This window comes from Phycobacter azelaicus, from assembly GCF_014884385.1.
In the GTDB taxonomy this organism is placed as follows: Bacteria; Pseudomonadota; Alphaproteobacteria; order Rhodobacterales; family Rhodobacteraceae; genus Phycobacter; species Phycobacter azelaicus.
This window is the reverse complement of sequence record NZ_WKFH01000003.1, coordinates 1,002,496-1,015,305: the sequence shown is the minus strand read 5'-3', so window position 1 is coordinate 1,015,305 and position 12,810 is coordinate 1,002,496. Positions and strand designations below refer to the sequence as shown.

Sequence of the window (12,810 nt, the reverse complement as noted above, 5' to 3'; positions counted from 1 at the left end):
CTCACTTCGATCTCTATTTGGGCTGTGCCTTTAGGACAGGCGTCGCAAGAAACCATCACGCGCGACTGTGATGAGCAGGCGATCATGGATCTGTCGATCGATCTCAAAACCGGTGTTTTCCTTGAGGTAGGTCTGGATCGCGGTGTGGGGGTTGTCGCCTTTGCCCCAGGGGCGATCCGTGTAGGTGTCGGGCTCCATGTCTTCGATCAACGTGTCAAAGACCACGCAGTAGCTGCCTTCAGAGGCCAGCGGTGCATAGGCTTTCAGTTCTTGCAGCACGTGCTCATGGGTGTGGTTACTGTCGAGGCAAACGAGAACTTTCTTGTAGTCTTTTGCAATCTCGTGAACCTGGGCAATGATGTCCGGAGCGACCGAAGAGCCTTGGATCATCTCGATCCGTGATCGCATCGGATGAGCCTCGATGGCTTCGCGGTTGTGGGGACGAATGTCGATGTCGATGCCAAGCACTTTGCGCTTGGGCTTATTGGGATCAAAGCTGGTGCCAGCCTCGATGGCCTCGGTCATCTCAAGAAGCGCAAGCATGGAGGCCGAGAAGATCAACGAGCCGCCATGCGCAATACCGGTTTCAATCACGAGATCGGGTTTGATCTCGTGGATCAACTCCTGCATGGCGACGATGTCCTGCGGATATTGGATGATTGGGCGGCCCATCCAGTGAAAGTTGTAGGAGTATTTGGCCTTTGCGGAGGCTTGAAGAAAATTCATTGCGGCCGATTGCAGAACCGGGTCAGCGCGCATGTCCTGCGTGCGAGAGGTGATTTCGCTTTGGAAGGGAGTCATTGTGTCATCCTTTCAGTCGTGGCGGTCAGGCCAGTGCCAGAGGCGGCGGATTGGGGGAAAAGCGGTTGTTGGGTCGGGCCGCGGTGCCCGACGACAAACGGTGGATCGTCCGGGTTGTCGGGGCGCGTGTCAAATTGCAGCAGGTCGCGGCGCCCGTATTGATCGGCGATGTGTTCGGCCAAAGCGCGCACCGTGATGCCGGTCTGGGAGCAGATGTTGCTAATGCCGCAGCGGTCCGACACCGCGTCGTTGACCAGCATCTTGGCGGCGTCTGCCACATCCAGAAAATCCCGAACCTGTCGGCCTGAGGTCAGGGCAATAGGCTGTCCCTGCGATAGGTGTTGATGCAGCGCGGCCACAAGGCGGCGCGGATCTTCGCCGTCACCGTGAAGGTAAAACAGACGCGCCCAAAGAAACTCTACTCCCGCTTGTGGCAGGCTTTGACCGAGGGCAAGGGCGCAGGCGGCCTTTGCTGCGGCATATGGCGATTGAGGGTTCAGCGGACCATCGGTGCCGACGCTTTGGCGCGTCCCTTGCGTCCCCCGCAGATCATATTCCAGGCAGGTTCCAACCCCGACAAAGCGTTGCAGTTGGGCGGCAATCGCACCCTGCGCCATCGCGAGTGTGCCGATCAGGCAATCCGTGTTCTTTGGAGAGGTCTGGTATTTTCCGGCCTCGGCATACCAGGCCATATGCAAGGCCAGATCCTGGCCTTGCATCACCTCAGCCCACCATTTGGCAGGCTCGGCAAAAACATCAGGGACCTCGATGACACGGTCCTCTGCTCCGAGAACCGGGATACGATCCGCGCTGCCGGTGCGTACCACATGGCACAACCGATGCCCGGCGCCGTGCGCGGCTTTGGTGACCGCACGACCGACAAAACCGGTGGAGCCGGTCATCAGGATATGTTTGGGTGACGCACTCATGGGAATTTCTGTATCAGATCGGCATCGCGTACCCGTGCGAGCGCGCGAGTTTCGGCGCATTCAACAAGCGCGTCATCCTTGCAGCCCAGATCAAGGACCATATCGGCTTCATGTATATCGTCTGGTGAGCCAGCGTGGCGGACTGGCAGGCTGGCGATGGAGTCGAGTTGGTTCACCGTCTCTTCACTGCAGTCGCCGATAAGTGCGATACCGTTGGCCTGAAGTGTTCCTGGCAGTTTCACACAGCCAAAATAGAGTGCTGCGGCTGTGCGGATCTGCTCCATCGGGGCTGGCAGATTCGCGATTTGCCCACAGCCGCGCAGTCTTGCGGCCAGAGCATAGTTCTCAAGCGGATCTCCGCCGCTTTGGAGCCGCAATCTAAGTGCGACGATCATCCGTTCTATCGGCAGAGATTGTACGAAGCGCAGGGTTCGCTGAGGGTTTTTTAAACCGCCATGTTGAACTGCAAGACCGTACATGTACTCAACGCCACCGCGGTAGCTATCCCATGCGGTCATCACGTCGTTGAAACCTTCCTGAGAGCGGTTGTCCCCCACGAAATGACGGCTCACCGAGCTGTAGAACGGTGTCTTCGAGTAGATCAGGTCACCATATCCGAGGTATTCACAGGGCATTGTGAAGGCCCAGAAAGCCAGATCATTGCCCATTGGGTGCAGCGCACGGAAGGCATCGCGCCGTAGTATACTGATTTCCGAGAAAATCCGGTGCTTGGCGACATGTTCCATGAGCTGAGCATAATTGCCGCGCGCAATCGTAACATCTTTGTCTTGTTTGTAGAATTGGCTCTTCACCTCATTTGTTACAAGGTCGAACCGTTCCCAAGGCGCATAGAGGGCGGAGGCTTTGGGGTTGGATTCCAGTTGTTCGACAGCTTTGACGAGCGCACCGGGCTTAAGCCGATCATCGTCGGCGAGATAGACCAGATAGGTGCCTTTGCCCGCGCGCATGGTACAGCTGATGTTGCGAATGACCCCTAGGTTTTCGGGCTGGCACAAGGCCAACAAAGGAAGACGATGTTGTGCTTCTGCCAACACCTCCTGAGTGTTGTCGGTAGAGGCGTTGTCCGAAACAATGATTTCCACCTCGAACGGAATTTGCGCCACCACGTCTTCCAGATCCGTAAGAAGGGTCGCGAGGTAGGTTGCCCGATTATAGGTGGGTATGCAGATGCTGAGTTTTGGTTGTGACATCGTCGCCTCTTAGCGGCTTTTTCATTCAGGCCGAGAGCGCGGCAGGTGGAATGGAATCGGCAGGCGGTTCCATCTGTTCGGGGTAGGGGAGTATGGTCCAGAATCTCGTGCCGTGCTCACGTGACAGCCATGCCAGATCGCGGGCAATCTCGTCTTTGATGTTCCAGGGCAGGATCAGCAAATGCTGCGGTGGGTTCTTGCGCAGCTCGATCGGGTTTCGGACGGGTACATGGCACCCCGGCAGGTAGCGTCCCTGTTTGAACGGTGCTGCATCACAGACATAAGGCAGGATCCGCGGGTTCACCCTTGCGTAGTTCAGCAATGTTGTCCCCTTGGCCGCAGCGCCATAGGCGGCCACGGTTTCGCCCTTGGCCTTGATGTCCAATAGGAACGAAAGCAACGCGTCGGCTGCGTGATCGGCCTGGCTTTGCAGATCCTTGAAGAAGGCGCCCGTTGTGATGGTGACGTCGCGCTCTTGCTGCAATATCGCCTTTACAGTCGGTGTTTCCATGTGCTGCGCTGTCGTCCGGCACCCCCATACCCGCAGGCTGCCGCCGTGGGTTGGAAGCTCTTCCACATCAAAGATGCGCAGGTTTGCCGCCGCAAAGATCTTTTGCACGGTTGTGAGCGATAGATATGAGAAATGCTCGTGATAGACAGTGTCGAACTGGCCCTGTTTCACCAGCTGCAGCAAATGCGGAAACTCCAGTGAGATCACGCCCTGATTTGCAAGAAGACGCTCCAGCCCGCGCGTGAAGTCATTGATGTCGGGAACATGCGCGTAGACATTGTTTCCTATGATCAGATCAGCACCGCCGGGTTTCTCCTCACGGAGCGCTTTTGCTTCAGCCTCGCCGAAGAACGCAGTGCGGGTTTCTACACCTTTGCGCGCTGCGACCTCGGCAGTGCTGGCAGTCGGTTCGAACCCCAGGCAGGGTATTTCTGCGGTCACGAAGTTTTGCAGCAGATAACCGTCATTTGAGGCCACCTCCACGACAAAACTGTCTTTTGTCAGCCCTAGGCGGGCAATTGCGCCTTCTGCAAATCGTGCTGCGTGGGCACACCAGCTGCTGGAGGTTGAGGAGAAATAGACATAGTTGTCATCAAACAGCTGATCTGCGTCGCAGAAATCTTCTGTTTGAACCAAGCCGCAGCTTTCACACAGGAAAAGACGCAGCGGGAAATGCATCTCGGGCTGCCGCAACTGCCCTTTCTCAAGATAGGCGTTGGAGGGTGGGGCGTGCGCCAGGTCAAGCACGGGCAGGGACAGTTCAGTTGCGCAATGACGACACTGCATCACAGAGCCTCCTCCAGGATTTTCAGATTGGGTAACTCGGCGTCCCGGTCGGACAAGGCCGTGATCGGGAGCGGCCAGCGAATTGCGACCTGCGGATCACGGTAGGACAGACCGGCCTGATGATCCGGGCTGAAAGCGGCCGAATGGCTGTAATGCAGCGTGACATCGTCGCTCAGCGTTTGAAAACCATGCGCTAGGCCGGAGGGGATATAGAGAGTATCAGCCGCTGCGCCGTCCAACTCTATGCCGGTCCATTGCCCGAAGGTGGGTGAGTCTGGGCGCAGGTCCACCAGTACGTCATAGACGCAACCAGACAGGCAGGTCAGTAGCTTGATTTCGTCAAAAGGGGGCTTTTGATAGTGCATGCCTCTGACGGTGCCACGGGCCTTGGTGCGCGATAGGTTGGTCTGAACCCAGGTGGTGTTCATACCTGCATCCCGGAGCGTTTCGTCACAGGTCAGTCGGCTGAAACTGCCGCGGTGATCGTGATGAGGGTGTGGGCGATAGTGAAAGGCACCAGCCAGTGGCAGCTCGACGATATCAGGGCGCGCCATGGATCAGTGTCCGATCTGGCCCGAGGCAGAGAGTGCGCCCAGAGGCACAGTCGACGCGCCAGGCTTTGGAGCAGGGCCGAAGGGCAGCTGTGCTTCGGGTGTTTCCCAGACTTTCCAGGGGGCTTTTCCACTGTTCCACAGCTCCTCGAGGAGCCTTTTGTCCCGCATGGTGTCCATAGCGCTCCAGAAACCGCGATGCTTGTAGACCGAAAGCTGCCGGTCGCGCGTGAGCGTTTCCAACGGATCTTTTTCCCAGATCGTATCGAGGCTTGGAATGAGATCCAGAACGCCAGGTTCGCAAACGAAGAAGCCACCGCTTACCCAGTTGTGGTCTCCGGCTGGTTTTTCCACGAAGTTCAGTGCTGCAGTCCCATCGGTTTCGAGACTGCCAAAACGACCGGCAGGCTGCACGGCGGTGACAGTTGCTTGTCGGCCTTCCGTTTTATGAAATTCGATCAGCGTTTTAATATCGACGTCCGCAACACCGTCACCATAGGTCAAACAAAAACGCTCGCCCAAATGAGGCCGAGCCAGAGCCAGCCGACCGCCGGTTTGAGTTTCCGCGCCGGTGTCCAGCATGGTGATCCGCCAAGGTTCGGCGGTATGATTCAGGATCTTGTGCTCGCCGGAGGCCAGATCCACCTGCACGTCCGAATTATAGAGCAGGTAGTTCGTAAAGTACTCCTTGATCATATGGCCCTTGTAACCGCAGCAAATCACAAAGTCGGTAAGACCATGCGCGCTGAATGTCTTCATGATGTGCCACAGGATCGGCTTGCCGCCAATTTCGATCATTGGCTTGGGACGCAGGTGGGATTCTTCACTGATGCGAGTGCCAAGTCCGCCGGCCAGGATGACAACTTTCATGTGTGCTCTCGATTCATTTTCTGCCTCGTTGAGGGCGACTTTAGGAAAGCCGCAGTTAATTTTCGGTTGAATTGCCGAGAATTGTATCAATCGCGGTCAGGCGCAGGAGTTGGGGCGGTCGGCAGGTCACGGGGCATGGCGGTATTTCAAATTTGGTAAGAATTGCAATTTAGGGTGTGGTCTGTGATCGCAGACCGCGAGTGAGCGGAACGCAGGTCTTATTGGCAGAGGAGTCCAGACCGCCATGACCCAGATTCAGCCTCACGCTTGTCCTGTATGCAGCGGCGGCAAAATGACTGTTATCGAGCGGCGGCTTAATGTGCCGACCCTGCAAAACGTAACGCTGCCCGATCGAAAAAGCGCGCAAGGTTTCAGTCGTGGTGTGCTGACTATGGTTCAATGTGGGGAATGCGGCTTTGTCTGGAATGCCGCTTTTGATCCGCAGCGGATTTCCTATGATGCCGGCTACAACAACGATGTGTCTGCTTCGGCGTTCTATCAGGCTCACTTGCGGGCCATGGCAGACAGGATATTGGCCGCCGTGCCGTCTGAGCAAGACATTCATTACGTCGAAATCGGTTGTGGAGAGGGCGACTTTCTGCGTCTGCTGCATGAGCGATCAAAGGGGCGTGTAAAGAGCGCTGTTGGATTTGATCCATCCTGTACAACTCCGACCCCACTGCCCGATGGGGTGACTATACATCGCTGTTTCTTCACTCCGGACGAGGTGTCCAAGATCCCGCCGGAGGCCAATGTCATCTGCTCGCGCCATACGATTGAGCACGTCAGCGATGTGCAGGGTTTTGCTGCCAATCTCGCGGCTGCGATGGCGCCGGGGCGGCACCTGTTCGTTGAGACGCCCGATGTTGACTGGATTTTGCACCATGGTGCATTCCAGGACTTCTTTTATGAACACTGTGCACTCTACAACCCGCCCTCGATCAGGCGGCTTTTGTCCATGCACGGTTTGCAGGCCAGCGTTTCACCCGTCTATGATGACCAGTACATGTGGGTTGAAGCGGGCTTAAAATCTGCTGCGGCAACAGCCGTCGAGGCTGAGGATGGGCGTGCCCCAGAGGAGGCCGTCTTGGGCGAGCAGTACCTATATCAGCGCAATGCACTTCTGGATCGCTGGGCCGAATTCCTGATCGGACGCCACGAAGTCGGCGGTGTTGCGATCTGGGGCGCGGCTTCCAAAGGGGTGACGTTCGCTCTGTTGATGAATTCCCGTGCGGCGAACCTGATTGATTTCGGTATCGATCTTAACCCGGCCAAGCAGGGCTGTTTCATGCCGGTCAGCGCCACCCCCATCGTGGATCCGGCCACGGCGATGGCGCAGGGTGTGGCGACCATCGTGATCATGAATCCGAATTACGAAGCAGAAATCCGCGCTCAGATTGACCAGATGGGTTGGCAGGCCGAGGTGGCGGTTCTGAGCGAGGCGGAAGTGTCTTCGGCTGCCTTCGATCTGGTCACAACCGCCAAGACAGTGAGTCAGAACGCATCTTGACTGCGCCTTCACCAAAAACGAGAAGCCATGACTTTGACCTTATCTGCTGCTTACCCAACTGAAGACTTCTGGCGCGGCCGACGCGTGTTTGTAACCGGCCATACGGGGTTCAAGGGCAGTTGGCTAACCTGCTGGCTGCTGCAGATGGGGGCCGAGGTGCGCGGCTTTGCGCGGCCCGCCTCGCGCGACGGTGTGCCCGGTGGGGCTGGTCGTCAGAGTCTGTTCGAAGAGCTGGAAATTGCTGCGCACATGGATCACGTGGAGGGCGATATCCGGGACGCCGAAGCCCTGCGACAGGCTGTAGCAGACTTCGATCCCGAAGTGGTTATTCATATGGCGGCGCAGCCTTTGGTGCGTCTTTCCTATGCAGCGCCGGTTGAGACTTATGCTACCAATGTGATGGGCACAGTTCATCTGCTTGAGGCGTGCCGGACCTCGGCGCCCTCTGTGCGCTCCATCGTCGTGGTGAGCAGCGACAAATGTTACGAGAACCGGGAGCAGATCTGGGGGTACCGGGAAAGCGACCCCATGGGGGGACATGATCCCTACTCGAATTCCAAGGGCTGCACCGAACTGGTGACCGCATCCTATCGTAACTCCTTCTTTCACACTGCGTCGCAACTGGTCGATCGTCATCCTGTCGCTGTGGCGTCCGCGCGGGCGGGCAATGTCATTGGCGGCGGTGATTGGAGCCTTGATCGCCTGATCCCGGATGCGATGCGTGCTTTGGCCTCGGGGCAGACGCTTGCGATACGACACCCAAACGCCCTGCGTCCCTGGCAGCACGTTCTGGATCCGATTGCGGGGTATCTGCTGCTGGCCGAACGTGGCTGGGCGTCGCCTGAACGGTTTGCGCAAGGCTGGAACTTCGGTCCGGCAGATCACATGACGCTCAGCGTTGGCGAGGTGATCACCTCGCTTGGCGACATGCTTGGTCCGGCTTTCAAGTGGTGCCAGGAACCCGGAGACGGGCTCCATGAGGCAACGCTCCTGCGGCTCGACTGCGCAGCAGCCCGAGAGTTTTTGGGCTGGTGTCCTCAGCTTGATGCGGCACAGATGCTGAACTGGACGGCTGAGTGGTACAGAGGCAGCACAGCCGCTCAACGGGCCGATCTGGTGCGGCGGCAGATTGCCGACTACCGGCTCAAGCTTGCTGGCACGGATGCCGCGCAAGGTCAGGGCGGTTCTACGAACGCTCGGGTAACTGCGGCCTAGACCTGCTTCCGGGGCCGTAAGCACCTGCTGCTTACGTGTTGTGACAGTCTACGCCGTACACAATCAAATCCAATCTCACATTCATCACTCCCAGACCGGTTTGGCATGGACCGAACCGGTATTTGTGGTGGGGCAATTTCTCTTGCTTCAGCAGGGGAGATAATATTTATACGTTTGTATAACAAATTTCACTACCAGAGAGATCATGACCCAAAGCCGCCGCAAATTCAGCCGTGAGCCTGCCGATGCGCGCAAGGCGGCCCTGATCGATGCCACGCTTGAGCTTGTGGCTGAAAAGGGCGTGGGCGGATCGACAGTGCGGGCTATTGCCGAACGGGCCGATGTGACGCCCGGTCTGATCCGCCACTACTTCTCGTCCAAGGAAGATCTGATCACCGCCGCCTATGAACAGCACATGACCGGCCTGACCGAGCTCACCGCTGTCATGGCAGAGCAGAGCTGCGGCACCGCAGTCTCGCGTCTGGCTGGGTTCGTGGTGGCCTCGCTCACACCGCCGGTGGTGGATGAACGCTCGGTCGCTCTATGGGCCAGTTTCCTCAACCGGGTGCAGCAGGATCCTGAGATGCGCCGAATCCATGCTGAAACCTATGCGGATTTCCGAGGCCGTTTGGAGAGTTTGATTTCAGCGGCCCTTGCAGAGGTCGGCGCCCCTGCCACCCCGGCGCAGTTGCGCCAGCTTGCCATTGCCGCCAATGCGGTGGTCGATGGACTGTGGCTTGAGGGCGGTGCGCTGCCCGAAGCCTTTGAACCCGGTGAGTTGCCCCAGATCGGCCTGCGGTCGGTCAGTGCGATCACCGGGTTGAACTTGCAAAACCCTTCTCTGGAAAAGGCCGGAAAGCCATGAAAACAACTGATGTGATGCAGCGCCTTGCCGGGCTGGGCGGGGCGAAATGGGACCTCCACTTCAAGGCCCGCGAAATGGCCGCAGGGGGCAAGGATGTGATCGAGATGACCATCGGAGAGCCGGACGTGCCGGTGCCGCAATCGCTGCTCGATACGGCTGCGCGCGCAATGCACGCCGGGCGCACGGGCTATTCCGACGGGCGCGGAGAGATGAACCTGCGCGTTGCCCTGGCCGAAGACTATTCAGCCCGCTCGGGTCGGCCCATTGAACCGGACAACATTCTTTGTTTTCCGGGCACCCAGACCGCGCTCTTTGCGGTGATGGCAGGTGTTGCGCAGCAGGGTGACGAAGTGCTGGTGGGTGATCCGCTCTATGCGACCTATGAAGGTGTGATCCGCGCGACCGGGGCCGAGATGGTGCCTGTGCCGCTGCGCGCTGATCATGGCTTTAGAATGCAGGCCGAGGATATCGCGGCCCGCATTACGCCGCGCACCAGGGCAATCCTTCTGACCACGCCGCACAACCCGACCGGTTCGATCCTGACACGCGAAGACATCACAGACATCGGCAAACTGGCCCTCAAACATGACCTCTGGATCCTGTCGGACGAGGTTTATGCCGATCTTGTGTTCGAGGGTGCAACTTTCACGTCTCCCCTTGCCGTGGAGGAAATCGCCGACCGGGTGATCGCGGTGTCTTCCGTCTCGAAATCTCACGCGTCTCCCGGGTTCCGAAGCGGCTGGTGCGTGGGGCCCAGGTCCTTTTGCGATGCGCTCTTGCCCTATTGCGAGACCATGCTGTTCGGCAATCAGCCTTTCATTGCGGATATGACCGAACAGGCGGTCCGTGAGGGGTCTCCAGTTGCCGCAGGCATGGCCGCGCGGTTTGCCGCGCGAGCCGGGCGGCTGGCAGAGCAATTGCACGCGCAGACCGATTTGCGGGTGCACCGGCCCCAAGCGGGCATGTTCGCCATGATCAATGTCGGGGCGACAGGGCAGACTGGTGAGGCCTACGCGATGGACCTGCTCGCAAGCGTAGGGGTTGCGGTCATGCCGGGATCCTCGTTCGGCGACACGCTGCCGGGCTGGGTGCGGGTCGCCCTGACGATTGAAGACACGCGCTTTGATGAGGCTGTTGCACGCATCGTTTCCCACGCTGTAACACGTAAACAGGCCGTTGCATGACGACGCTGGGTGAAGCACTTGTAGCGGCGCTTGAGGCGCGGGGTGTCGACTTCGTCTTTGGTATTCCTGGCGTGCATACGGTTGAACTTTATCGGGGGCTCGCGGCATCTGGGCTGCGCCATGTCACACCGCGCCACGAACAGGGGGCAGGCTTCATGGCCGATGGCTATGCGCGTGTCACGGGAAAGCCGGGCGTCGCCTTTGTGATCACTGGGCCGGGGTTGACCAACACGCTCACGCCGATGGCGCAGGCGCGAGCGGATTCCGTGCCGATGTTGGTGCTGTCCGGGGTCAACACCCGCGCATCGCTGGGGCTGGGCATGGGGCATCTGCATGAACTCCCGGATCAGCACGCTCTGGCCTCAACCGTGGCTTTGGTGTCCGAACATCTGGAGGTGCCAGATGCGCTGGATCAGGCTCTCAATCGGGCGTTTGAGCCGTTTTCCAAGGGGCGACCGGGTCCGACTCACATCCAGATTCCGCTGGATGTTGCGGGAGCGGAGGCGGCCGCGAGAACCGGCATTGATGCGCCAGAGCGGCCCGCGCCCACGCAGCATCAGGTGTCAGAGGCTGCCGCGCGGCTTGGCGCGGCCAAGCGTCCCGTTATCCTTGCAGGTGGCGGTGCACGGATGCTGGATCTAGAGCTGCGGACTTTGGCGGAACGACTGGATGCGCCGGTTGTGCAGACCGTCAACGCGCGGGGGATTATGCACGGGCATGGGCTTTCGGTGCCTGCCAGCCCCAGCCTTTCTGCCACCCGCGCCCTGATTGAAGAGGCTGACGTGGTGCTCGCTCTTGGCACCGAGTTGGGGCCGACGGACTACGATATGTATGCTAGCGGCACCATGCCTGTGATGGCAGGATTGATCCGCGTGGATATCTGCGAGCGGCAACTGGCGCGTCACCCTGCGGACATGAACATTCACAGTGCGGCAGAGTCGTTCGTGATCGACCTGCTTGCGGCCTTGGAAGGCGATGCCGGACAAGCAGGCGGAGTGGCGCGCGCGGCCAGGGCCCGTGCGGCGGCATGGGCGGAGATCGGTTCCGACTACCGTGCGCAGGTCGAGATCCTGAACGCTATGCGCGATGCGCTTCCAGGCGCTGTAATGGTGGGGGATTCCACCCAGCCGATATATGCCGGGAACCTTTACTATGATCATGATCGCCCCAGTGGCTGGTTCAATGCGGCGACGGGCTATGGCGCGCTCGGTTATGGTATTCCAGCCGCGATTGGTGCTGCCATTGGCGCGCCTGATGCGCGGGTTCTGTCGATCCTCGGCGATGGCGGTGCGCAGTTCACCCTGCCCGAAATCATGGTGGCGGTGGAGGAACGCCTGCCCGTGACCTTCATCGTCTGGAACAACCATGGATACCGGGAGATCGCCACTTCGATGCAGCATGTAGGCGTGACCGTGGTGGGCTGTGATCCGACCCCGCCGGATTTTGCGGCGGCAGCGCAGTCATTTGGCATCCCCCACCAGAGGGTTCCAGCCGAACCGTCCAAGGTCGCTGCGGCTCTGAGGGCTGCGCCCGCCGATGGACCATCACTGATCGAAATATCGGCACCGCAGTTTGTGCCAGGACAGGACGACAGATGACCGACCCAACCTATCAGTTCACCCGCGCCATTACCCGTCGTCCGGGACAGAGCGTTATAGACGGCCTGCGTGCCGAAGACATCGGCACGCCGGATCTCGGTAACATGCTCGAGGCGCACGCTGCTTATGTGACTGCTCTGCAGAGCACCGGCGCCAAAGTGATCGAACTGGAGCCGCTTGAGGCCTTCCCGGATGCGCTGTTCGTTGAAGACACGGCACTGTGCTTGCCCAAGGGCGCGGTGCTGATGCGCCCCGGTGCCCCGTCTCGCAGAGGGGAGGTTGCCGAGATGAAGCCCGCCTTGCGCGACTGTTTCGAGGATCTGCGTGAAGTCACCGGACCCGGCCATATCGAAGGCGGTGACATCCTTGTCACCGGGCGCGAGATACTGGTTGGAAGGTCTGATCGCACCGATGCGGCGGGCGTGGGTCAGCTTACGGAAATTGTGGCGGACTGGGGGTATGCGGTGCGCGAGGTCATCACCCCGCCGGGCGTTCTCCATTTCAAAACGGACTGCTCGCTTCTGGATGCGGAAACCATCCTGTCGACGAGGCGGCTGGATGCCTCGGGGTGTTTCGAAGGCTACCGCGTCTTGCATGTGCCAGAGGGTGAGGAGGCCGCCGCCAATGCGATCCGTTTCAACGACCCTGTTATCATGGCCGCAGGATTTCCGCGCACGGCTGAGATGCTGGACCGCGCGGGGTTTCGCGTGGTGGAGATCGACAATCGTGAGTCCGCCAAGCTGGATGGTGGCATGTCTTGCCTGTCGCTCCGATTCTAA

At 59.3% G+C, this 12,810-nt stretch carries 12 protein-coding genes; 6 read left to right on the top strand and 6 right to left on the bottom strand.

Annotated features, from left to right (window positions below):
• Positions 1 to 30 precede the first annotated feature (30 nt).
• The 6 genes from INS80_RS05910 to rfbF are packed head-to-tail and all read right to left on the bottom strand — an operon-like array spanning position 31 to position 5,659.
• The gene (locus INS80_RS05910; RefSeq protein WP_192964750.1) at positions 31 to 801 is read right to left on the bottom strand and encodes a cephalosporin hydroxylase family protein; all 771 of its coding nucleotides are present in this window, start codon (positions 799 to 801) and stop codon (positions 31 to 33) included.
• Positions 798 to 1,730 carry an NAD-dependent epimerase/dehydratase family protein gene (locus INS80_RS05905; RefSeq protein ID WP_192964749.1) on the bottom strand — a complete coding sequence of 311 codons (933 nt, stop codon included), beginning with the start codon at positions 1,728 to 1,730 and terminating at the stop codon, positions 798 to 800. The genes INS80_RS05910 and INS80_RS05905 overlap by 4 nt, the downstream gene beginning before the upstream one ends.
• The gene (locus INS80_RS05900; protein WP_192964748.1) at positions 1,727 to 2,941 is read right to left on the bottom strand and encodes a glycosyltransferase family 2 protein; all 1,215 of its coding nucleotides are present in this window, start codon (positions 2,939 to 2,941) and stop codon (positions 1,727 to 1,729) included. Before INS80_RS05900 ends, INS80_RS05905 begins: the two co-directional genes overlap by 4 nt.
• Positions 2,942 to 2,966: 25 nt before the next feature.
• Positions 2,967 to 4,238, bottom strand: a complete 1,272-nt coding sequence (locus INS80_RS05895) for a class I SAM-dependent methyltransferase (RefSeq protein WP_192964747.1) — start codon at positions 4,236 to 4,238, stop codon at positions 2,967 to 2,969.
• On the bottom strand, positions 4,238 to 4,792 hold the full coding sequence (locus tag INS80_RS05890) for a dTDP-4-dehydrorhamnose 3,5-epimerase family protein (RefSeq protein ID WP_192964746.1): 555 nt from the start codon (positions 4,790 to 4,792) through the stop codon (positions 4,238 to 4,240). The genes INS80_RS05895 and INS80_RS05890 overlap by 1 nt, the downstream gene beginning before the upstream one ends.
• 3 nt (positions 4,793 to 4,795) lie before the next feature.
• Complete coding sequence (gene rfbF, locus INS80_RS05885; protein ID WP_192967204.1) at positions 4,796 to 5,659, bottom strand: glucose-1-phosphate cytidylyltransferase; 864 nt, start codon at positions 5,657 to 5,659, stop codon at positions 4,796 to 4,798.
• Positions 5,660 to 5,951: 292 nt separating this feature from the next.
• Here rfbF and INS80_RS05880 point away from each other — a divergent pair, with 292 nt between their 5' ends.
• The 6 genes from INS80_RS05880 (at position 5,952) to INS80_RS05855 (ending at position 12,810) form a co-directional block, all read left to right on the top strand.
• Positions 5,952 to 7,169: a class I SAM-dependent methyltransferase gene (locus tag INS80_RS05880; protein WP_192964745.1), complete on the top strand. Its 1,218-nt coding sequence runs from the start codon at positions 5,952 to 5,954 to the stop codon at positions 7,167 to 7,169.
• 27 nt (positions 7,170 to 7,196) lie between these two features.
• Positions 7,197 to 8,384, top strand: a complete 1,188-nt coding sequence (gene rfbG, locus INS80_RS05875) for a CDP-glucose 4,6-dehydratase (protein WP_192964744.1) — start codon at positions 7,197 to 7,199, stop codon at positions 8,382 to 8,384.
• A gap of 205 nt (positions 8,385 to 8,589) precedes the next feature.
• Entirely contained in the window at positions 8,590 to 9,249 is a 660-nt protein-coding gene (locus tag INS80_RS05870; RefSeq protein WP_192964743.1) for a TetR/AcrR family transcriptional regulator, read from the top strand.
• Positions 9,246 to 10,433, top strand: a complete 1,188-nt coding sequence (locus tag INS80_RS05865; protein ID WP_192964742.1) for a pyridoxal phosphate-dependent aminotransferase — start codon at positions 9,246 to 9,248, stop codon at positions 10,431 to 10,433. Before INS80_RS05870 ends, INS80_RS05865 begins: the two co-directional genes overlap by 4 nt.
• Positions 10,430 to 12,031: a 5-guanidino-2-oxopentanoate decarboxylase gene (locus tag INS80_RS05860; protein ID WP_192964741.1), complete on the top strand. Its 1,602-nt coding sequence runs from the start codon at positions 10,430 to 10,432 to the stop codon at positions 12,029 to 12,031. The genes INS80_RS05865 and INS80_RS05860 overlap by 4 nt, the downstream gene beginning before the upstream one ends.
• Positions 12,028 to 12,810 (top strand): dimethylarginine dimethylaminohydrolase family protein, encoded by a 783-nt coding sequence (locus tag INS80_RS05855; protein ID WP_192964740.1) that lies wholly within the window; start codon positions 12,028 to 12,030, stop codon positions 12,808 to 12,810. The genes INS80_RS05860 and INS80_RS05855 overlap by 4 nt, the downstream gene beginning before the upstream one ends.

Excerpts from the sequence above, each read along its gene's own strand:
- INS80_RS05895 (WP_192964747.1), bottom strand. The coding sequence starts at position 4,238 with ATGCAGTGTCGTCATTGCGCAACTGAACTGTCCCTGCCCGTGCTTGAC.
- INS80_RS05910 (WP_192964750.1), bottom strand. The coding sequence starts at position 801 with ATGACTCCCTTCCAAAGCGAAATCACCTCTCGCACGCAGGACATGCGC.
- INS80_RS05860 (WP_192964741.1), top strand. The coding sequence starts at position 10,430 with ATGACGACGCTGGGTGAAGCACTTGTAGCGGCGCTTGAGGCGCGGGGT.
- INS80_RS05880 (WP_192964745.1), top strand. The coding sequence starts at position 5,952 with ATGACTGTTATCGAGCGGCGGCTTAATGTGCCGACCCTGCAAAACGTA.
- INS80_RS05900 (WP_192964748.1), bottom strand. The coding sequence starts at position 2,941 with ATGTCACAACCAAAACTCAGCATCTGCATACCCACCTATAATCGGGCA.
- rfbF (WP_192967204.1), bottom strand. The coding sequence starts at position 5,659 with ATGAAAGTTGTCATCCTGGCCGGCGGACTTGGCACTCGCATCAGTGAA.
- INS80_RS05855 (WP_192964740.1), top strand. The coding sequence starts at position 12,028 with ATGACCGACCCAACCTATCAGTTCACCCGCGCCATTACCCGTCGTCCG.
- INS80_RS05890 (WP_192964746.1), bottom strand. The coding sequence starts at position 4,792 with ATGGCGCGCCCTGATATCGTCGAGCTGCCACTGGCTGGTGCCTTTCAC.
- INS80_RS05870 (WP_192964743.1), top strand. The coding sequence starts at position 8,590 with ATGACCCAAAGCCGCCGCAAATTCAGCCGTGAGCCTGCCGATGCGCGC.
- rfbG (WP_192964744.1), top strand. The coding sequence starts at position 7,197 with ATGACTTTGACCTTATCTGCTGCTTACCCAACTGAAGACTTCTGGCGC.
- INS80_RS05865 (WP_192964742.1), top strand. The coding sequence starts at position 9,246 with ATGAAAACAACTGATGTGATGCAGCGCCTTGCCGGGCTGGGCGGGGCG.
- INS80_RS05905 (WP_192964749.1), bottom strand. The coding sequence starts at position 1,730 with ATGAGTGCGTCACCCAAACATATCCTGATGACCGGCTCCACCGGTTTT.